Genomic DNA, 22,058 nt, shown 5'->3' on the forward strand with positions numbered 1-22,058 from the left:
GGTGAACTTTATCTGTGTTATCTGTGATGTCTTAACATAATAAGTAAACCCCGAAAGTTGGACAAAAAACTTTCGGGGTTTACTTCATTTCGACACAGCTCCATTTTTTCTATTGCCGGATTCCGGTGTTATATATGGATAGGAGGTTTTTATTATCGTTTGCACATTGCTTTAAAATCGCAATATTCACATTTCTTTGTATCCTTTGTTTGAGTGAATTCCTCTTTGTCATCGTATATCTCTTCAAGCAATTTCAGGAGACGCTCACGGAATTCATCTTCATAAACCGAAAAATCATCGACCGGCAGTTTAGGCTTGCGAGCTTCTCCTATTTCAATTACAGGAGAGTAACTCTCGGAAGCTGCCCGATGAATATAGAGTAGCGAGGGAGCTACTTTTAGTGCCTGTTGCCGTGCCATAATGGCGGCGTATAGGAAAGTTTGGAAGATGTAGTTGGGGCGTCCTTCGGCAGGTGTGAATAATTGTTCTATATTTGCCGGTACTTTGGGGCTGCCTCCGGTCTTATAATCCACAATTCGGAGTGTACCTTCTTTGCTATCCATACGGTCGATGGTGCCTCCGATTCTTAGTGATAACTTTCCCACAGGCCCTTCTATCCGGATATCCTCCACTACTTCCTGTTCCATACCCATCATTCGGAAAGGGGCATATTGCAGGTCATTACGCAGCAGTTGGCGGAGATACGAAGTGATAACCTTTGAGTTTATTAGCTGGATTCCGTTATACTCGGGCTTCTCGTCGATAGGAACATGAAAAAATATTTCTTTAAAAGCTATATCCACGTAGTTTTGAAGACGGATATTATCGCGCAATAGGCGTTCAAGATCTTCTTTATGGACATCTCGTTTGTTGGCTGTCAGATCTAAATAAACCAATTGGGCAGAACGGTGGAAGATGGTTCCGAACAGGGCGGAGTCAATTTCAGCACTGACTTCATCGGGAGCTTTAAGGCGTGCCACATAACGGAAATAAAACTTCAGCCGACAATCAAGATAGGTGTTTAATGCTGAAGGCGAAAGTATTAGGGCATCCGGGTTGCGTGAGAAGTCATAAGTCCGGTATAAACGGTCAATAATTTCCGGGGTTTTTGTAATGCGGATTTCCTTGCTGTTTTGTGGCGATTGTCCGGCTTCAAGATATTCACGGCTGATTTCATGTGGCCATTCAATCAGAAACTGTAGCATGAAACGTGACCATTCTCCTCTGTTTAACCCATCTGATGAGGTGTTATACATTAAGGTTATATTTTCTGCACGCTGAATCAGGCGATAGAAATAATAGGCATAAACAGCATTCTTATGTTCAATAGTAGTCATGCCGAAAGCTTTGCGTAAATTATAAGGGATGAATGATGACTCACCTCCCGATTTGGGCAATTGGCCTTCATTAAGCGATAGAAGGAGCAAGTTACGGAAGTCGAGGTTACGTGTTTCCAATACTCCCATGATCTGCATTCCTATAGCCGGTTCACCATGAAAAGGAATGTTGGCTGCATTCAGTATTTTATTTAATAAACGTTTCAGAGTTTCTATGCGTACCTGCAATTCGTTGTTGTCTATCAGATTGAGCAACCTGTTGACTAATGTGAAACTTTTGAAGAGAGATTCACGGTACAGCTGATTGAAAATGTCATCGCTTTCCTGTTCCTGACGATATAAAACAGATACTTCTTTCAGCAGTTCCGTGATGTAGACACAGAGTTCACGGATACCATTGCGAGGCGTAAACAATATGTCCAGAAATTTGTCTTTCTTTAATTCGGATGGAAAAGGATAAAAACGGTTGGTCTTTGTAAGTTCCCGTTGCAGCGGCTCAGCTTTATCTGAGAGGCGGCGGGTATAGGGATGTTTCAATACCGTCTGTACGGCATCATAGATATATCGTCCCGAGTCTGTCCGGTATCCGCTGGTTTGCAGTTCGAGTATGGCGTTGATAAAACTATATACCGGAGTCTGTGCTAACGGAAATCCCATGGTGATATTGACATTCCTTACTACCTCCGGTATAGAGTGCAAAACAGGGAGAAGTAAAGCCTCATTGCACAGCACAACGGCATTTTCTTTTTCTTCGTTACTCAGGTTCTCATGTACCCATTGAGGCAGATAACGGGCTTGTGCGTTCTCGGTTGGGGAAGAGATAAAACGAACTTTTTTGGGTTTTATCAATTCATTGAACAATTCGGCAGGAAGCTCATTGGGGAAGAGTTTGAGATTGCGGTTGATAAATTCTCCGGCCTCATGGCGTTGTTTTTGCCGGGAAGGAAGCTGAGTGTAAAACACGTCATAATCCCAATAGAAAAGAGCCTTACCCGCATTCTGCAATTGTTGGAAGAAGTGAGTTTCCACCTTGTTCAGTACGTTGAAGCCGACAAATACATAGCAGTCATATTTCAATGAATCCGGTTCAAGTTGTTCAATAACGTTTCGGTAGAGCATACCTTCGTAGGCAAATCCTAATTCTTCCAGCTTTTTATGATATCGGCGATAAATATCACCCAATTTATCCCAAAGAGAAATAAACTTTTCTTTTAACAGTGTTCTCTTTTCGATAGAAAAATTTTGGAAAAACTGCTGGATAGCCTGTTCTTGCTCTTGGTCGAGAAATTCATAATCATCCATGACATTCTTTAAGTCCTGCAGATTAGTAAATAACTTATCTGCATGAACCAGATTTTTGTCTACATCATCAAAATCACTGATTAATAACTCACCCCAGAAGTAGAAGTCGTCCAGTGATTCGTCACTATTTGTTTCTTCACGGAATATTTTATAAAGCTCGCATACTAACCGAATCGGATCTCCTAGTTTTAACACCGATAAATGCTGAAATAATTCGCTGATACTTAAATATGCCGGTGACCAAAGAGGTTGATCGGACTGATTTGCCAAATGTTCATTAAAGAACAGACTGGCACGTTTGTTAGGGAATATGATAGCTGTGCGTGACAGATCATTTCCTATTTTACAGTAAAGGTCCTGCGCGACCAATTGGAGAAATGTTTTCATACTTTTTCGATTATTTCTTCTTCTACATACCACAGATAACCTGTGATGTTTTTGTATCCCATTCGGGAGAGGAGCTGCATGTATCCTTTTACCTGTTTGTTGTATTTTTTGTTTGCTTTACCAAATTTGAAGTCTACCACAACTACTTGCTCGTTTTTCATCATTACACGATCAGGGCGACGGGTTTGTAATACACCTTTGTCTTTGTAAATGATTGCGCACTCGTTGAACAATCTCCATTCACCGGAGTACCACTCTTGTACTTCAGGCAGGGAGAAGGCCTTTACGGTCAGAGAACGTATTTGTTTTTCCGCTTCTTTGCTGCCAATGATTCCCTCGAATATCAAGCGCTGAATGGCCGGTTCTATGTCATCCTTGGTCTCAATGGCAGAAAATAAAGTATGCAACAATTGTCCGTGATTTATGAAGCGGTCATCGGATTCTTCTTCAGAAAGCCCCTTGATAAAATCAGCAGATCGGTTGGACTGTCGGAATTCTATATCCGGATGCATAGATTCCATATTGACCGGAAGTTTTTCCGGTTTGCGAGTCAGCTTGTTACCTGAATCGATTTTTTTCTCATTTTCGGATGGGCAAAGGTCACCTAATTCATATACCTGTTCTTCATCCCATTCCTGATCTAATTTGTTGGCAGCCTGTGGTAGTGCTCCGGTTAGCAATTCGGCCATTGTATTTCTTTGTCCTTTCCGACTCCAGATAATCAAATTTTTTCCGGCACGTGTAAATGCTACGTAAAGCAGATTCAGATTGTCTACCCATAGTTGCAGGCGTTCGTGTAAATAATCTGTGCGGTATACTGATTCTGCCATGGCGGAAGAGTAATTTACCGGCACAATATCCAACTCGTTGAAAGGGGCTTCTTGAGGTACGCACCAGACGAGTTGGTTGTTTGTTTCATTTTCCAGTTTCCAGTCGCAGAAGGGTAGGAGTACCGTATGAAATTCCAGTCCTTTGGATTTATGTATTGAAAAGATACGTATACCCTCCACTTCGCCGCTCGGAATTGTTTTCCCGGATAACGTCTCGTTCCAATATCGTATAAAGCTGTCCGGATCAGAAGAGTGGCTTTGCAGATAATCGGTTACTGCATCAAAGAAAGCAAACAGGTAAGCGTCCTGTTGTTCAATACGGTGCAGTTCAAATAAACTGAAAAGTTCCTCTAACAGTTCATACAGAGGCATCAACCGTAGTTCTGCCATTCGTTCCAGAAAAGCCGGTGGAAATAATTCTTCGGCTTTATGGAGGAGCAGCGAATTGAGATCATACTCCGAATGAAGTATTTGTAATTGGTAATTAGTGGCCAACTGTGCTTTCACGATCCGATTCTCCGGATCGGAAAGATAGCGCAAGGCATCCAACATCATACAGATGGCGAGCGAGGCATCCAGACGGAAGGCTTCGTCAGACACAATCTTATAATTTAGTTGTTTATCGAAGTAATCGGCAATACGCGGAATACTTTTATTCTTTCTTACGAGAATAGCTATATCGTTCAGTTTAACGCCGGATTGTAACAGATGTTCTACTTCCATTCCCAGGCTGATAAGGGTTTGTTCTGTATAATCGTGTTCTTCGTCCGGTTCGAGAAACTCTACCTTAACGTATCCTTGTTGTTTGTTTCGGGGGGATTCCTGTTCCACGTCGGCATATGCATTGATCAGAGGCTCACAAATACTTCCCAACTGCTTATTATACATTTCGTTGAGATAGTCCACAGCCGCGGAGAATATACTATTGTTGAATCGTATGATATTGGTTTCACTTCGACGGTTGGTTTTTAACGTTTCTGTACGGATAGAAAAATATCCAAGTTGCTTGTTTAATCCGTTAAGGATTCCCCAATCGCCGTTTCGCCAACGATAAATAGATTGCTTGACATCACCTACAATCAAGCTGTCGGCTCCTTGAGACAATCCTTCAAGTAGCAGGAGTTTAAAATTATCCCATTGCATTCGACTGGTGTCTTGAAATTCGTCTATCATCACATTGCGGATGTTAGTTCCGATTTTTTCGAAAACAAAAGAGGAGTCACCGTCTTTCACTAATTGGTGGAGCAAAGCGTTGGTATCCGAAAGGAGGAAACGATTGTTTTCACGATTCAGTTGACGTACTTCTTCATCAATATTGGTTAAAAGCCGGACTTTGTTCAGGTGCTGTGTCGACAGTCGGCAGCTGTTCACTATTCGATTGTTGCGTGAGCGATATTGTTCGGCATTTTGTAGAAGTGGCATTAAGATGGAAGAAGCCAACAATATAATATCCGTATATTGTTTTGATGTTTTTGCAGCCCAATTAGTCTCGTCATCGAGGCATTTGATTACAGTAGCATTGACTATCTCGTCTCCGAGTATACCGTTTTTTAGTTTATTGAAATAGCTTCCTATTCCTTTGGCTCCGTTCTTTAAATCAGTTGGTTTCAGTGATTGACTGGAAAGTACATTTTCAAACTGTTGAGCGAACTCTTTCATCTGTTCAAGAGCGGCTGTTTCCATCTCTTTTAATGTCTTACGATAATTATGGATTACATTCGGGTCACGGAGGCGTCGGCGGAGACCATCACCTTTCTCGATGTATCCTTCATCAAAAATATTCCGTCCGAAACTTTTGATCTCATCCGAAACATTCCAGCGTTTATCGTCAGCGATACGTTCATCTATATAATCGAGCAGCCATACCAGTACAGGTGAATTGGGTCCCAACTTTTCAATCATACTGTCCACAGCATCGCTCAATACTTCTACGTTGTTCAGTTCGATATTCAGATTGGGACTCAATTCAAGTTCACGAGCCAGATTACGCATGACCGATTGAAAAAAGGAATCAATGGTTTCGACGCGGAACCGACTGTAGTCATGAAGCATATAACCCAAAGCTATGCCTGCCGTTGTTCGTATCTCGTCTTCTGAATGCCCTGTCTCGGCAATTATGCGTTTTAGATAGGCATCCGAATCCGGATCGCCTATCTGTATTCCATATAATTGACTAAGAATACGCTCCTTCATTTCAGCAGTAGCTTTATTAGTAAAGGTTACTGCTAAAATCTGGCGATAGGCACGCGGATTCCGGATTAGTAACTTGATATATTCAACAGCCAGGGTGAAGGTTTTTCCGGACCCGGCGGAGGCTTTATAGACAATGAGTTCGCTCATTCACAGTTTGTATTGGATAATGATTATTTTCTTTTTACTATTTCGAATGGTACACGTATTGAAACGCCTTTTTTCATTAAGTTATTCAGATTGGGATATAAACGTTCTTTGAAAGAATCCCAATTGCGATGTTCCATTTGGGTCCATCCTGCTTCTGCCAGTGCCAGACCGCGGGGATAGGTCATATATGTCACTCGGTTAATGTCCTTTATTGCTTCTCCCCAAAGTGTTCCCATTACTCCCAGAATGTGTGCCTGTTCTGCTGCGGGTTTTCCGTATCCCGGATCAAACTGATAGCATGTTTCGAGTGTAGTTACCGGCATTCCCCAGTTATTAAATTCCGGAAGATCTCCTTTGAACTGCGGATAATCCAGATATGCAAATTCTCCCGGAGCCATAATCAGAGGGTTACCATGCTGTTGGGTCAGTTTCTGGCAAGTTGGCGTCAATCCGTATCTCCAGCTCACAAGTGTTACATTTTTAGGGTAAGGGAACAGATAATCGTTGGCCGGCATGCGAATGTTATCTAATTCACACCAGAGAATAGGGTATTTTCCATCAGCCTCTACGAAACTGAGCATACGGCTGAAAAAAGGAATCATTAATTGGGAAGCCTTTTCGTATTTCAGTTCCTTCATCATTTTTTGACAGCGTTCACATTTGGTCCAGTTCTTTTCTATAACTGCTTCGTCACCACCCAGGTGAATATAACGTGAAGGAAAGAGAGCACTTACTTCATCAATAATATCTTTGTACACTTCATACACTTTTTCATTATTGGCACAAAGCATTAAGTTTACAGTCTCACCTACATTCTTTGCAATGGTATCGGTGTGTGTACATCCCAGTTCAGGATAAGCGGCTAATACAGCGACAGTGTGTCCCGGAATATCCAATTCCGGCACTATTTCAACATGGCGTTCGGCTGCATAACGAATCAGGTCGGCCAACTCTTCTTGAGTATAAAAAGATTGTCCTGCGGTAAGTTTCGGATGCTTTCTAATTTCGATTCTCCATCCTTGATCATCTGTCAGGTGAAGTTGAAGCACATTATATTTGTAGCGTACCATCTGATCGATGTAGAACTTTACATCTTCTATTGGTAAAAAATGCCGGGCAGGGTCTAGCATTAAAGCCCGGTAGCCAAAGCGAGGCGCATCATCGATACTGATAGGAGTCATTTCTTTCCGATTGCTGGAGCATACATCTCCCAAGAGAACTTGATCGACAGTCATTACACCATAGAAAACGGCTGCTGCACTGGCTCCGCTAATGGTCATCCCTTTCTGGTCAACTTTGAGTTGATAATGTTCTTTTCCTTCCAATTGTGGATCAATAATTAACCGGATGGGGGATTGGCGAGAGCCGGAAAGGGGAATGTCTACTTGCATGCGGTCTTTCAGTATACTTTGCAGAGTAGTAGCCGCAAACTTTAATTCCGGTTGTCCGGGGTGAATCGTGATGTTCTTACCTGTTAAGCTAAAAGGTTTACCTTGCACTTGCTCTATGTGATTGGGCATAGGCAACAGGGCTGAACGATTGTTTTGTGCGGTTGCTGTAAAAGCAAACAAGAGGAAAATCAGTCCTAAATAGTTTTTCATGGGGTTAATTTATTAATTAGTTTCGTGGCAAATATACAGTTTTTGTACGAGAAAACGGACACTTCAGCACAGAAAGAGAGTATGCCGATACTTTCTTTTCGATTAGAATTTTGCATAAAAATGTGAGATTCATTCGCGAAATAGAGAAAAAAGATAAAAATAGATCATTCTTATTAGGTAATATGAGCTATTTTGTTACCTTTGCGCCCCCTTATTCCATAGCGTAGAATAAGGTTAAGTGCTAATTAGATTTAACATGAGACTAAAAACAATCCTACTGACCACTATGGCCACCGGTTCATTTTTGTGCGAGCCTGTTGCTGCTATGTGTATTGAACCTCCCGCAACTCCTGATATGGGATGGTTTTTGAAAAAGAAAAAAAAGAGTAATCCCCAAGACAGTATTAAGGTTAAGAATGAGTATGAGAAATTAACAGGAAGCGATAGTGTCGTTCGTCGTGGTATGTTCAATGTATACCAAAAGAAGAACGATTATTACTTTGAGATTCCTTCCACCCTGTTGGGGCGTGATATGCTGGTGGTGAATAAACTGCAACGGGTACCTGCAGAACTGAATGAAGCCGGAGTGAATCGTGGAACTAATTATGAGAATCAGATGATCCGCTTTGAGTTGGATAAATCGGCTAATAAATTATTAATCCGTCAAAGTCGTCCGTTACCTATTTCACCATCTGAAGATGCCATTAGCCAATCGGTGAAGGATAATTATATTTCTCCGCTGATAGCCGGGTTTAAGGTAGAAGCATATAATAATGATTCTACCAGCATACTGATTAAAGTGAACGATATATATGATGGTACAGAGACAAGCATAAATAACGTATTTACCAATATTAATCTTGGCACATCGGCCATCAAGAATTTATCAAGAATTCTATCCATCAAGTCCTTTGATAATAATGTGGTAGCAACCTCCGAACTGACTACTCGTGTGACCGAAGGTACTACTACTATCTATGTGACGGTAGAGGTTAGTTCCTCTATTTTGTTGCTTCCTGAAGTGCCGATGACCGGACGTTTGGATAATCCGCGTGTGGGATATTTCACTAATCCTCTGACTAATTTCAGTGATGGACAACAACGGGTAAATAAAAAACAATTTATAACTCGATGGCGTCTGGAGCCCAGGCCTGAAGATCGGGCAGCGTATTTACGTGGAGAATTGGTAGAACCCCGAAAACCTATTGTCTTTTATATAGAAAATTCGACACCTTATCGTTGGAGGAAGTATATTAAACAAGGAATTGAAGACTGGCAAGTAGCCTTTGAACGTGCCGGATTTAAAAATGCCATTATCGCTAAAGATATTACCGAGGACATGGAGGTAGATATGGATGATGTGAATTATTCTGTGCTGACTTATGCCGCATCTACCAAAGCAAATGCAATGGGACCTTCTATTCTTGATCCGCGTTCGGGAGAAATCCTTGAGGCTGATATCATGTGGTGGCATAATGTACTTTCAATGCTTCAGGAGTGGATTACGGTACAAACAGGTGTAGTGCGTCCTGAGGCTCGTGGTGTTGCTTTACCGGATAGTCTGATGGGAGATGCCATGCGCTTTGTTGCCTGTCATGAAGTGGGACATTCACTCGGACTGCGCCATAACATGATGGGGTCATGGGCTTTTCCTACAGATTCTCTCCGTTCGAAAACATTTACCGACCGAATGAATTCGACTTCATCGTCTATCATGGATTATGCCCGCTTTAACTATGTGGCACAGCCGGGTGATGGTATAAAGGCACTTTCTCCTCACATCGGGCCGTATGATATGTTTGCTATAGAATATGGTTATCGTTGGTATGGCAAGCAAACACCGGAAGAAGAAAAAGAATTGTTGCAGGATTTTTTAGCGAAACACACTGATCGGCTTTATAAATATAGTGAGGCACAGGATCCGCGGGATGCCGTTGACCCTCGTGCACAGAACGAAGATCTTGGCGATGATCCGATCCGTTCTTCACAGTATGGCATTGCCAATTTGAAATGTATTGTTCCCCAAATCATTCAATGGACAACTACCGGAGAGAAAGGACAGACGTACGAAGAGGCTTCTCGTTTGTATTATGCCGTTATTAATCAATGGAATAATTATCTTTATCATGTAATGGCGAACATTGGAGGTATTTATATTGAAAATACAACGGTAGGTGATGGTGAGAAAACTTATACGTTTGTGGAAAAGGAGAAGCAGCAGGCTGCTTTGAGGTTTTTGCTTGATGAGGTGCTATGCTATCCGAAATGGTTGTTCGACCCTGAAATAGCTCAATATACTTATCTGCTTAAAAATACTCCTTTGGGAGTAGTAGAGAATGCCCCAACACAAGTGCTGAAAAATGCACAGGCTTATGTTTTCTGGGATTTACTGTCGAATAATCGCCTGATGCGTATGCTTGAGAATGAATCGGTAAACGGGAAAAAAGCCTTCACAGCTGTTGAATTGATGGATGGTTTGCATAAAAGTATTTTTGCTGTAACAGAGCGTGGTGGACTGCCCGATGTTATGACACGTAACTTACAGAAAGGTTTTGTAGATGCATTGATTACTGCTGCTGCCGAAAGCGAGGGAGTGAAAGTTAACAAGAAATTGATTGATAATCACTTCTTGTTCGACCTTCAGACACCGATTTGTAGTTGTGATGACCATGCACATCGTTCGGCACATACTGATCGCATGGGGGCTCGCCGTGAACTGAATTTTTATGGGTCTCAGATAAACCGTATTTCCGATGCCATTTCAGTAAAACGTGGTGAATTGCTTCGCATTAAAGATTTGCTTCAAAGCCGTTTGGGCACATCGGATGTAGCTACCAAATATCACTATAAAGATTTGATTTTACGCATAAATACTGCGTTGGGCATTTCGAAATAAAAACACCAAAACACAAAGTTCTCTCTGACAAACACTCAACGAATTTATTTGCTGAGCGAGGGACTTTGTGTATTTATACCAAAACAGACAGTTTTCAAAATGAGTATTAATTTTATAGGATGTAACAAATGAAAAGACACGTTTTTATTCTTTTATTGTCTTTTGCCGGAGTTTTGACTTCTGCTTTTGCTGCCAGTAGGCAAGTACAAGGAGTGGTGATCTCTTCAGAAGATAATATGCCGTTGATCGGTGCTTCTGTCTATATAAAAGCAGAAGACCTGTCGAAAGATGGTAATTCTCCGACAATAACAGGAGTAATTACCGATATAGATGGAAAATTCAATATTTCAGTACCGGAGGGGGTGACACGTTTATTCTGCAGTTATGTAGGACATGAAGTACAGGAACTCAAGCTCGTTCCCGGAAAAGATCAATATGAAATCACGCTTTTTCCATCAGCTCAGATGCTTGATGCTGTGGTAGTGACTGGTTATCAGACAGTGGAACGCCGTAAGTTGACAGCAGCTGTCGGGAAACTGAACATTTCGGATGAAACCATCGGTGCTGTGAAAAGTATTGACCAGGCACTGGCCGGGCAAATTGCCGGTCTTTCCGTAACCTCTACTTCCGGAGCGCCGGGTGCACCTGCAAAAATACGTATTCGTGGAACTTCGTCATTGAACGGAACTCAGGATCCATTGTGGGTATTGGATGGTATTCCGTTGGAAGGTACGGATGTACCTCAGTCGAATGTATTGAATGATGTTTCTAATATACAGCAATCGTCTATTGCCGGACTGAATCCTGCAGATATTGAAAATATTACCGTGCTAAAGGATGCGGCAGCTACAGCCATTTATGGAGCACGTGCTGCAAATGGTGTAATTGTGATAACGACTAAAAAAGGAAAAGTAGGGAAACCGGTGATTAATTTCTCCTCGAAGTTTACTTATATGCCTACATTGAGTACAAACCGACTCAATATGTTGAATTCACAAGAGAAAGTAGATTTGGAACTTGAATTGCTTCGTTCTAATTTTGCGTACGGTGACAATAAGGGGGGAGTTTCTAAAATAATTTCCGGTTACGGATTGACTGATGCCTATAAAAAGGGGGGGTGGAGTGCGCTGACTCCCGAAGCCCAAACGGATATAAGTCGGTTGCGGAATACAGAAACTGATTGGGGCGATATTCTTTTCCGCGATGCATTCAATCAGGAGTATAGTTTAAGTCTTTCGGGAGGTAACGAACGGGTGACTTATTATACTTCTATCGGATATTATCAAGAAAATGGTAATGTTAAAGGCGTCGGGCTGGATCGTCTGAATATTGTAGCGAAGACTTCATATAAAGTCAACCGGATGTTGAAATTCGGAGTTTCTTTATTTGTTAATCGCCGCAACAATAAAACCTACCTGACCGATACTTATGGATTGGTGAATCCGGTATACTATTCGCGTAAGGCTAATCCATACTATCAACCTTTCGATGCAAACGGAAATTATGTATATGATTTCGATGTTCAGAACAATTCTGATACGGATTTAGGGTTTAATATTTTTGAAGAGCGTAAAAATACTTCGAATGAGGAAACGATTAATGCGCTTTCGTCTATTTTTGATGCAGAGTTACGTTTTAATGATAAACTGAAGTTTACAACTCAACTTGGTTTGCAATTGGATAAAGCATCGAAAGAACAGATTGCCGATAAGGAGAGTTTTTCAATGCGTATAATTCGCAAAAACAGTAAATATTGGGATTCTGCCTCTCAAAGCAATAAATACTTTATTCCGGACGGAGGAGTGCATAAAGCGTATGAGAATACGAACTCCCAGATTACCTGGAAAGCAATGGGAGAGTACCGGGACAGTTTCAATGATATCCACGAACTGGAAGTAATGGTAGGTACCGAGTTGCGTAAAACTTGGTATGAAACACTTTTCTCTGCAGGATATGGTTTTGATCGCCAGACGTTGACTACAAAACCGGTTGTCTTTCCGGATGAAGACCGTGCCAGACAGTTTCCTCTTCATCAGAAAACGTATAAAGAAAATGCCTATGTCTCTTTCTTCTCTACAGCTTCCTATTCGTTGATGAACCGTTATACATTCGGAGGAAGTATCCGTTTTGATGGTTCTGACTTATTTGGCGTAGACAAGAAATACCGTTATTTGCCTCTGTACTCTGTAAGTGGATTATGGAGATTGTCAAATGAACCTTTTATGCAGGGAACTAGAAAATGGATGGATAACCTTGCATTCCGTGTTTCGTATGGTATTCAGGGAAATATTGATAAAAATACATCTCCCTTTCTGTTGGGTAAATATATTGTAGATAATATTTTGCCGGGTGGTTCGGAACATATGATTGATATAAATTCTGCTCCAAACAAGAAACTTCGTTGGGAGAAAACTCAATCAGTAAATGTTGGACTTGATTTTTCGGTACTCAATCAGGCGATTAATCTGAGTGTAGATTACTATTATCGTAAAGGTACAGACCTAATCGGAAAACAAATGCTTCCACTTGAAACCGGCTTTGTTTCGACCAATATAAACTGGGCAAGTATGGTCAATAAAGGTGTTGAGGTATCTCTTTCTACGCGAAACGTTGCAACAAAAAATTTCTCGTGGTATACTAATTTAAATTTTGCTTATAACAATAACAAGGTATTGAGAGAAGCTATTCCTGAAGCGCAAACTATTCCGGGACGTGAGGGGTATCCGGTAGATGCTATCTTCGCGATAAAAACTGCCGGTCTGGATGAAGAAGGTTATCCTTTGTTTTATGATAAAGAAGGGAAAAAAGTAACTTTGAAAGAACTGTATCGCTTGCAGGATCCTTTTGGATTAGGTTTTACGGTTAATTCGGATGTAACTCCGGCAGAAGAGCGTAGCTTTTATTCGTATATTGGTTCACAAGATACTCCTTATACGGGTGGCCTGATCAATACATTCAGTTATAAAAATTGGGAATTAACAGCCAATTTATCATTTAATCTGGGAGGATATGTGCGTACAACGCCTTCCTATAATTTCATTAATTTTGATAGAGGGCAGAACGTAAATAGTGATATTTTAGATCGTTGGACTCCGGAGAATACCGATGGGCGTCTGCCGGCATTAATCACCAGCGAGAAACGGGCTGACGAGTATTATTGGTATGATCAGAAGAGCGAAATTTACAAGAATTTAGATATTTGGGTAAAGAAATTAAATTATTTCCGGTTGCAAAATTTGCGTTTAGGTTACCGTCTACCTGAGAAAATGACTAAATCTTTAGGAATGGGATCGGCTTCTGTGGCTATTGAAGGACGCAATTTACTTGTTTTTGGTTCAAGTTATAAGAATTTTCTTGATCCGGAGTCGATGTATAATCCGTATGCACCGCCTATCCCTAAATCAATTACGTTTAGCTTGAATTTAAATTTTTAATCATTAAGTCGAAAAAAAGAAGATGAAGAAAATATATGTTTTGGCTTTGTTGAGCTGTCTGTTGATGTTATCAGCTTGTGACAGTTATCTTGATATCAGACCCGTGGGGAGCGTGATTCCTCAAACCGCTGAGGAGTATCGTGCTTTGCTGGCACGTGCTTATCTGAATGTGCCCAATGACAGAGGGCTGGCTTGTCTTCGTTCTGATGAAATGTTGGTTAATGATAATGAATATGACCGAAATTCGTATGGAGACATTGAACGTTGGAACGATGTGTCACCATTTCCGGGAACCAGCCAGTTTACCTGGTCTAATTTCTATAATGTACTTTTTATTGCTAATCAAGTAATTGAGAGTCAAAAGGAGATTACAGAAGGAACTCCGGAGGTCGTGAATCAGTTGGTGGGTGAAGCTCATTTGCTTCGGGCTTATTTGCATTTTGTATTAGTGAACCTGCATGGACAGCCATATACGAAGTCCGGTGCTTTAAATTCAAAATCAATACCTTTAAAATTGGACACGGATCTTGAAAAAACGTTGGGACGTAATACGGTAGAAGAAGTTTATACTTCTATTTTATCGGATATAGAGCATGCCCGTGAATTAATAAATAAGGAAAAGTGGGAAACTGTCTTTTCATATCGGTTCAATGTTTTGTCTGTAGATGCGTTACAGTCTCGTGTCAGCTTATATATGGGAGCATGGCCGAAGTGTTTGGAATCGGCTGAAGCAGTATTGGCAAAGAAATCTGTTCTTGTCGATATGAATGAAACTCCTTTGGCTCTTCCCAATCATTTTGAGTCGGTTGAATCGATAACTGCTTTGGAACAGGTTATGGGTTCTTCTGTCAACAATGCTGTGTGGGTACCTGCTACTTTTCTGGCTCTTTATCAGGAAGGAGATAAGAGATTGGCCGCTTATTTTGCTGCTCCGGATGAAAATGGGAACCGAAAAAGTTCTAAAGGAGGAAAAAGAGAATTTTCTTGTACTTTTCGTGTAGGTGAACTTTATCTTAACGCAGCCGAAGCTGCAGCAAACATGGATAAACTGCCACATGCACGTATGCGTCTTTTAGAATTAATGCGGAAGCGTTATACTCCCGAAGCATATGACAAGAAAGAGAATGCAGTGAATGTGATGGATAAAAATGCCTTGATTAGTGAAATACTGAACGAGCGTGCTCGTGAATTAGCTTTTGAGGGACATCGTTGGTTTGATCTTCGTCGTACTACACGTCCTCGGATGGTGAAAGTACTTCAAGGTAAAACTTATATATTGGAACAGGACGATCCTCGTTATACAATTCCTATTCCGAGAGATGCTATTGCTGCCAATCCGGGATTAGCTAACTAATACACATGAAAATCTGAACACACACAACCCCAAGCCGTAGAGTTTATAAAAGGACCCTACGGCTTTTTAATTAATATATTATTCTGTATTACCAAGCTGGGATATAGTCTTTAGCTATTTTATAGAGGATGTGGAGATGGACTCTATAAAATTATGTAAGGAAACTCTTAACGGTCTAAAAGTATAAAATCAAAACTTTAGAAAAATCAATCGGACTTTTTGTAGATGGTATATATGGTATTATCGACAGACAGACGAAGAAAAGGATCTGGCAAATAACCTTTATTGCATTTATCAATGGGTAATAAAGAAGCAAGAGGACAAATGAAATTTATGGTGGAAATATAATCCTGTTAAGGATAGAAATAAAAAAGGAGTACCGCCGTACTCCAACCTTTGTTAACCTTAAAATCTAATACTATGAAAAACACATTGCAAATGTACGTACTTTGGTTTAAATAGCAAATTATTCAGAATGGAAAATGTGTTTTATAACATACTTTAAACAAACCAGAACTTATTGCAGACGTTTAAATAGGTATTTTCACTTTGTTTATGTACAGAGAGGGCGTATAAATGAGTCTTATTTTGCTTTATTTTTTTTATTTCCTCTGAAAGTTCTTCGTTTAAAGGAGGCATTTCAAAATCTGACATCATTACTAAATCGGCATTTCGATAGGACTTTGTTTTTAGAATGTATATTGCGTGTAGAAGTGCGGGAGTTAAATCTGTACCCCCATGAAAACTTTGACAAAGAAAGTTTGCCAGTTCCTGTATATTTTGTCCCAGACGTTCGATTTCGATACAAGCTATGTCGTTGGAGAAATTTATAAGATAACATTTTCGATCTTGTTGTTCTGTAAGTTCTGCAATGGCAAGAATGGCCGATTTCACGAACTCTTCTCTTTCTCCACTCATGGATCCTGAAGTATCCACGCAAATGATAAATGGGCCTGATTGTTCTTCTACAATTTCATTCCCTTGTATTTTTATATCTTTAATGCGATGTTGATCTTTTGATTCATAATCCATCATTTGCAGCTTCTTCTTGTTGAATCGCTCAAAGAAAAGTGGTTGCAAAGCAGGATCTGACAGATAACAATACTCTATGGGTAGGAGGCTGTTTAAATCATTACCTTCACATACTCCGGTAATATCACTTTTAGTGGCATGAGTGATGATTTGTTCCCGGTGGATACCTGCAACCATACGGAATTTCTTTTCTTTACCATAATGCTGCTTTCCCAGTATCTTTGTCAGTTCTCTGATAGCCGGATGATTTTTGGCTATTTCATCATAATGAAACAGTTGTTTGGCAAGTTCTTGGTGTGTTCTCAACAGCCACATTAAACGGGCATTGCCTCGTTGGGGAAGTTGATCTGCAATATTTTTCTGTAAGCGATAGAATCTCTCACAAAGATTGTTGATACGTTCTATTTGGTAATTATATTCATTATTTGCCAACAGGTGATACCATTTATCAAAAAAAAGATTACGAAGGTGTTTCCACTCTTTTGATCGTTTTTTGAGTGTATGAAATCGGTCAATATAATATTGAAGATTTAAATCACCACGGTTATATTTCATTTGTAGAGGGTAAGCCGAATTTTCAAGAAAGCGTAAAAATGCACTGTCTGTAAGCTCATGTCCCTCGTAAAAATGTTCCCACTGTGTAGCGTAGTGTGAATAAAACTCTTGTAGAGAAGGTTGTGTATGTTGATAATAAGACATAATTTCTCCCTCAAGTTCCTCTTGTTTCACGATACCATTTTGAAAATGTGACTCGTATACTCTATAAGCAATGTTTTTCAGCTTCTCTTGATAAATCTCCCTGAGTTCTTGTAGCCTAATATTCCTTATTTTCCAATCCATGCGTATAAGCTATTTCTCTGATTTCATTTTGGTAAATTTCCAACATTTCTTTTTGTCTGTTTAATATTTGTTTGACCATATTACGTTGTTTGTCATCCATGAATAGATGTTCTTTACAATAGGTCAGTTCAATGTCGGTCATGCGCTTTAATTCGTTCTCCCTGTTGTGATATAAATCGATCACTTCCTGAAAACGAAATTCAAAGGGTAAAGAGGCTTCTTGAGGGTAAGCTATGTCGTATCCTGCGTTGCAAGCTAGTGGATACTCTTGATTGTTGATGAATACAGAACGTGTGCCTTTCTTGAGTGAAACTATGGCTGATTGGGATATGTTCCGGTTGCGGACATGGTCATATACTTTTAATATCCAGTTAACAGGACGATATTTATCTCTTTGAACGTAAAATAATTTTTGAGTATCTTTTTGTAAACTTTGGTAGTCGGAAGCAAAAATCAACAGATTGCCTGCTACAGGATATCTTTCAATTTGATGATAGAAGGTGTCTACAATTTGCAAGGCCGGATCTTTTGTTTCACGCAAACTGTGTTCTGACTTCATGTCTTCCCGAATACTGCTCAGCTTTTGTTCTAAAGTCCGTTCGCCACAAAGATAATGGCTGATACATTCGTCAAGTGCCGATGACACCATTTGTTCGATAATTGGTATTTGTTCTATTTCATTCCATAAGCAATGAAGTAATAAAGTACAATCTGAAAAGCGGATGGTATCTGTTTCATTCAGAAAAGCAGAAGTTCTGAGCAGCGATATGATTTTCTTCCATCGACGGTCGGAAATATAGAGCGTTGAGTGTGGAACCTCTTCTTTCTGTATGTTATATTTTTCAATTTGCCGCTTGATGGAATGAATTAATTCAAAGACAGTATAATGTATCTTGATTTGGCTGATTTGAGTTCTCCAATCTGTATATTGTTCTTCTGTAATAGAAAGTCCGGTGGGAATTTCTGCTTCCATGTCATTGACAGAGGCTATCATTTGATCGAAAGCGAATTCCTGTTCGATATTCCCTATAAAATAGCGTATTAAGAAACGATCCCACAGGGCTTCTAATCCTTCTCCCTGAGCCGGCAATTCATTGGAAGCTGCAATTAATCCTTTTAATGGTAACTGTATGGTATATTGTCCATTGCGGTATACCTTTTCGTTGATAACTGTTAGCAGTGAGTTTTGTATGCTTGGTCCTGCTTTCCATATTTCATCTAAAAAAACGATTGTTGCCGAGGGGAGATAACCTTCAATAATGCGTTCGTATTTGTCTTCATCTTTCAATTTTGAGATAGATACCGGACCGAATATTTCATCAGGGGTGCTAAAACGAGACATCAGATATTCAAAAGCAGTACTTTGGTCGAAAGCCAGTTTCAAGCGCCTTGCAATAAGGCTCTTGGCAACTCCCGGAGGCCCGAGGAAGAAAATACTTTCTCCTGAAATTGCGGAGAGTAGTGATAATGCGATGGGATGTTCTTTTTCGAAAATTCCCTTGTTCATGGCATGCAATAATTGGGTGATATGTGTTTTGACAGTTTTCATGTAATCTCTGAATTTTGTGCAAATTTAAGAGATTTTTCTGCCAAAATCAGGCATAGTTGTATTTTTGTCTATCAATAGGTTCTATAAACATATATTCATAAGAAAGTGTTATCGATTGAAATTGGTGAAATAGAAACAATATCGTATCTTTATCACCTGTAATAGCATATAGAAAGGAGCTTTATCTATGGAGTTGCGTACTGTCAATGTCACTCGTTATATTATGCCTCTGCGTGAAGGTGGTTCACTGCCTGCATTGGCAGAAGCTGATGACAGTTTTAAGTATGTTGTCAAGTTTCGGGGAGCGGGACATGGAACCAAGGCATTAATTGCAGAACTGATTGGCGGTGAGGTTGCACGAGTATTAGGCTTTCGTGTACCGGAGTTAGTGTTTTTGAATTTAGATGAAGCTTTCGGACGTTCGGAGGGTGACGAAGAGATACAGGATTTATTGCAAGGAAGCCGCGGATTAAATATGGGATTACATTTTCTCTCAGGGGCTCTACCATTCGATCCGGTTGTCACTGAGGTTGATGAAAAACTGGCATCACAGGTGGTATGGTTAGATGCTTTATTGACTAATGTAGATCGTACAGTGAAGAATACCAATATGCTTATGTGGCATAAAGAGTTGTGGTTGATAGATCATGGTGCATCTCTATTTTTTCATCATTCATGGGTCAATTGGCATAAACATGCACTTAGTTCTTTTACCCAAGTTAAAGACCATGCCTTATTGCCGCTTGCCGGTAAGTTAGACGAAGTGGATGCCGAATTTCGGAAATTACTGACTTCGGAAAAAATACGTGAAATAGTGGATCTGATTCCTGACAGCTGGATAGAGTGGCGTGATAAAGATGAAACTCCTCAAGATATTCGTGATATCTATTATCGATTTTTGAAAGAAAGGATTGAACATTCTGAAATATTTGTAAAAGAAGCACAACATGCCAGAAAAGCATATTTATGAATACGCCGTTGTTCGGATAGTTCCGAAAGTGGAACGTGAGGAATTTATCAACGTTGGGGTTATCTTGTTTTCTAAACAGGCTGCCTTTATCCGGATGCGTTATGAAATTAATAAGAAGAGGTTGGAGGCCTTATCACCGGAACCTGATATCGATTCTTTCCGGAAATATTTGGAGGCTTTCAGTAAAGTGTGTGCAGGCTGTCCGACGGGAGGAGTCATTGCTAAACTGGAAGTTCCGGAACGTTTTCGTTGGTTGACAGCCCATCGTAGTTCCTGCATTCAGACCTCAAGACCTCATGTTGGCTATTCTGACAATTTAGAGGAAACATTGGAGCGGTTGTTCGAGGAATTGGTTCTTTGATCCTTTTATCCTTTTGCTTCCTGATACATGAATCGTTTAATGCTCTTCTTCGCTGTTTTCTCAAACTCCTCGAAGTGGATTTTGATTTTAGTAATCTGACAGTAGGCCGGAAGTTGTTGATTGAGTTCTATTCGGTTGGTTTCCATTATCTTCTCAATATCGCTTTGCAACAGTCCGTGTGCGAAAGCATCGTCAAAATCCGGGTAGATTAGTGCTACAAGTTTATCTTTCTGGAGTAGAACCAACGATTCGGACACATAAGGCATGTTATTCAACTTACTTTCTATTTCTTCCGGATAAATATTCTGCCCGCTTGAAGTAAGTAACATATTCTTGCTTCGACCTCGTACTGTTACATATCCTTCCGAATCCATGGTAGCTAAATCTCCGGTGTGGAGCCATCCGTTTACATCGATGATTTGTGAAGTGGCCCCCGTATTTTTGTAGTATCCCAACATTAAGTTTGTACCTTTACAAATAATTTCTCCTGCAATATTTTCCGGATCAGGAGAATCTATTTTCACTTCCATTCGGCTGGTAGCTTTACCGCATGAAGCCTGTTTGAGGGTTTCCCAGCGGCTGGAACAAATGATGGGACCACATTCTGTCATACCATAGGCAATGGTGTATGGAAATCCTATTTGTTTAAGAAAAGCTTCCACTTCTGCATTGAACGGAGCTCCTCCGATAATAATTTCATCAAAATTTCCACCAAAAATTTCCATTGCTGCCTGCCGGGCAGCTGCTTTAATTTTATCGTTAACAATGGGTACTCTCAGCAATAACTTACCTATTTTATTATCCAGTTTGGGGAGAATATCTTTTTTAATAATCTTTTCTACAATCAACGGTACACAAGCAATTACTTTCGGTTTGATTTCGGCAAATGATTGTGCAATGATTTTGGGAGACGGCATACGTGTCAAGAAGTAGAGGTGTGCACCCGCAGAAAATCCGTAAAGAAAATCGTAGACCATGCCGAATACGTGTCCCATGGGAAGCATCGAAACGATGTGATCACCAGGTTTTACCGGAAGCATTTCGTGACAATAAGCAATGTTTGACCAAAGACTACGATAGGGTAACATCACTCCTTTGGAATAACCTGTTGTTCCTGATGTGTAATTTATAACAGCCAGCTCTTCCGGCATATCTTTACGGTAGGAGATATGTTCCGGACGAAAATTTTTAGGATATCGCTGTCCATATATCTCATTACGGTGTTCATGTGCATATGTCAGTTTGTCATTGCGCGACACAAGTGGAGTAAAGTCTGTCAAAGAAGATATACCTTCAAGTAAAGGCATCCGATCTTCATTAAGGTTTTCCCATACCTGATCACCTACAAAGAGGAGTTTTGCCTCAGAGTGATTGACGATATTATGGATATTGTCAGCCTTAAATTCATGTAAAATGGGAACAATTACAGCACCATAAGTCACGGTGGCCAAAAAGGTTACAGCCCAATGGGCACTATTGCGGCCACAGACAGCGATCTTATCACCCGGTTGAATACCGGCCATTTCTAATATAATGTGAAATTTGGCTATTTTGCGGGCTACATCCTTATATTGAAGGGTGATTCCTTTGTAGTCTGTCAGGGCGTTTGCATCCCAGTTGTTTATGATGCTTTGTTCAATATAACCAATGAACCGTTGTTCTTGTTCCATTTTGTAATTTCTGCACATTCAGTTAAAAACTGCGCAAAATTAATATTCTATTAACGGAAACCGAATTCTCTCGTAAAGTTTTACGTTAAATTAACGGAGGGTAGATTATTCTATTTATCGATTATCTAAGATAGAATGAACACAGAGACACGTTC

11 protein-coding genes are annotated in these 22,058 nt (G+C 40.3%); 5 read left to right on the forward strand and 6 right to left on the reverse strand.

The features are described from left to right. Nucleotides 1-152 precede the first annotated feature (152 nt). Genes BF9343_RS10290 through BF9343_RS10300 form a run of 3 tightly spaced genes read right to left on the reverse strand, consistent with a single transcriptional unit; the run spans nt 153 to nt 7,797 of the window. Nucleotides 153-3,026 carry a PD-(D/E)XK nuclease family protein gene (locus BF9343_RS10290; protein WP_010992893.1) on the reverse strand — a complete coding sequence of 958 codons (2,874 nt, stop codon included), beginning with the start codon at nt 3,024-3,026 and terminating at the stop codon, nt 153-155. Next, entirely contained in the window at nt 3,023-6,196 is a 3,174-nt protein-coding gene (locus tag BF9343_RS10295) for a UvrD-helicase domain-containing protein (RefSeq protein ID WP_010992894.1), read from the reverse strand. Before BF9343_RS10295 ends, BF9343_RS10290 begins: the two co-directional genes overlap by 4 nt. Before the next feature lie 23 nt (nt 6,197-6,219). Beyond that, entirely contained in the window at nt 6,220-7,797 is a 1,578-nt protein-coding gene (locus BF9343_RS10300) for a beta-N-acetylhexosaminidase (RefSeq protein ID WP_005787412.1), read from the reverse strand. Nucleotides 7,798-8,053: 256 nt separating this feature from the next. Here BF9343_RS10300 and BF9343_RS10305 point away from each other — a divergent pair, with 256 nt between their 5' ends. From BF9343_RS10305 to BF9343_RS10315, 3 genes are all read left to right on the forward strand, one after another. Beyond that, nucleotides 8,054-10,693: a zinc-dependent metalloprotease gene (locus BF9343_RS10305; RefSeq protein ID WP_032576344.1), complete on the forward strand. Its 2,640-nt coding sequence runs from the start codon at nt 8,054-8,056 to the stop codon at nt 10,691-10,693. Nucleotides 10,694-10,821: 128 nt separating this feature from the next. Then, the gene (locus tag BF9343_RS10310) at nt 10,822-14,127 is read left to right on the forward strand and encodes a SusC/RagA family TonB-linked outer membrane protein (RefSeq protein WP_010992896.1); all 3,306 of its coding nucleotides are present in this window, start codon (nt 10,822-10,824) and stop codon (nt 14,125-14,127) included. A 22-nt stretch (nt 14,128-14,149) separates the two neighbouring features. Next, nucleotides 14,150-15,481 (forward strand): RagB/SusD family nutrient uptake outer membrane protein, encoded by a 1,332-nt coding sequence (locus BF9343_RS10315; RefSeq protein ID WP_005787416.1) that lies wholly within the window; start codon nt 14,150-14,152, stop codon nt 15,479-15,481. Nucleotides 15,482-15,982: 501 nt separating this feature from the next. On the opposite strand, the gene BF9343_RS10320 is transcribed toward BF9343_RS10315, so the two are convergent. Further along, nucleotides 15,983-17,353 carry a VWA domain-containing protein gene (locus BF9343_RS10320; RefSeq protein WP_041926220.1) on the reverse strand — a complete coding sequence of 457 codons (1,371 nt, stop codon included), beginning with the start codon at nt 17,351-17,353 and terminating at the stop codon, nt 15,983-15,985. Continuing rightward, a complete protein-coding gene (locus tag BF9343_RS10325; RefSeq protein ID WP_005787418.1) occupies nt 17,328-18,902 on the reverse strand; it encodes an AAA family ATPase in 1,575 nt (524 codons plus the stop codon). Before BF9343_RS10325 ends, BF9343_RS10320 begins: the two co-directional genes overlap by 26 nt. A 187-nt stretch (nt 18,903-19,089) precedes the next feature. Here BF9343_RS10325 and BF9343_RS10330 point away from each other — a divergent pair, with 187 nt between their 5' ends. Both BF9343_RS10330 and BF9343_RS10335 read left to right on the forward strand, forming a co-directional pair. Next, nucleotides 19,090-19,872 (forward strand): HipA family kinase, encoded by a 783-nt coding sequence (locus tag BF9343_RS10330; protein WP_005787419.1) that lies wholly within the window; start codon nt 19,090-19,092, stop codon nt 19,870-19,872. After that, nucleotides 19,850-20,233: a DUF3037 domain-containing protein gene (locus BF9343_RS10335; protein WP_005787420.1), complete on the forward strand. Its 384-nt coding sequence runs from the start codon at nt 19,850-19,852 to the stop codon at nt 20,231-20,233. The genes BF9343_RS10330 and BF9343_RS10335 overlap by 23 nt, the downstream gene beginning before the upstream one ends. 5 nt (nt 20,234-20,238) lie before the next feature. Here BF9343_RS10335 and BF9343_RS10340 read toward each other — a convergent pair whose 3' ends face one another. Beyond that, on the reverse strand, nt 20,239-21,903 hold the full coding sequence (locus BF9343_RS10340) for a long-chain fatty acid--CoA ligase (RefSeq protein ID WP_010992898.1): 1,665 nt from the start codon (nt 21,901-21,903) through the stop codon (nt 20,239-20,241). Nucleotides 21,904-22,058: the final 155 nt, after the last annotated feature.

The sequence above is a fragment of the Bacteroides fragilis NCTC 9343 genome, assembly GCF_000025985.1.
Lineage (GTDB): Bacteria > Bacteroidota > Bacteroidia > Bacteroidales > Bacteroidaceae > Bacteroides > Bacteroides fragilis.

Coding starts and splice junctions, on each gene's coding strand:
- BF9343_RS10330 (WP_005787419.1), top strand. CDS start 19,090: ATGGAGTTGCGTACTGTCAATGTCACTCGTTATATTATGCCTCTGCGT.
- BF9343_RS10340 (WP_010992898.1), bottom strand. CDS start 21,903: ATGGAACAAGAACAACGGTTCATTGGTTATATTGAACAAAGCATCATA.
- BF9343_RS10295 (WP_010992894.1), bottom strand. CDS start 6,196: ATGAGCGAACTCATTGTCTATAAAGCCTCCGCCGGGTCCGGAAAAACC.
- BF9343_RS10320 (WP_041926220.1), bottom strand. CDS start 17,353: ATGGATTGGAAAATAAGGAATATTAGGCTACAAGAACTCAGGGAGATT.
- BF9343_RS10300 (WP_005787412.1), bottom strand. CDS start 7,797: ATGAAAAACTATTTAGGACTGATTTTCCTCTTGTTTGCTTTTACAGCA.
- BF9343_RS10315 (WP_005787416.1), top strand. CDS start 14,150: ATGAAGAAAATATATGTTTTGGCTTTGTTGAGCTGTCTGTTGATGTTA.
- BF9343_RS10290 (WP_010992893.1), bottom strand. CDS start 3,026: ATGAAAACATTTCTCCAATTGGTCGCGCAGGACCTTTACTGTAAAATA.
- BF9343_RS10310 (WP_010992896.1), top strand. CDS start 10,822: ATGAAAAGACACGTTTTTATTCTTTTATTGTCTTTTGCCGGAGTTTTG.
- BF9343_RS10325 (WP_005787418.1), bottom strand. CDS start 18,902: ATGAAAACTGTCAAAACACATATCACCCAATTATTGCATGCCATGAAC.
- BF9343_RS10305 (WP_032576344.1), top strand. CDS start 8,054: ATGAGACTAAAAACAATCCTACTGACCACTATGGCCACCGGTTCATTT.
- BF9343_RS10335 (WP_005787420.1), top strand. CDS start 19,850: ATGCCAGAAAAGCATATTTATGAATACGCCGTTGTTCGGATAGTTCCG.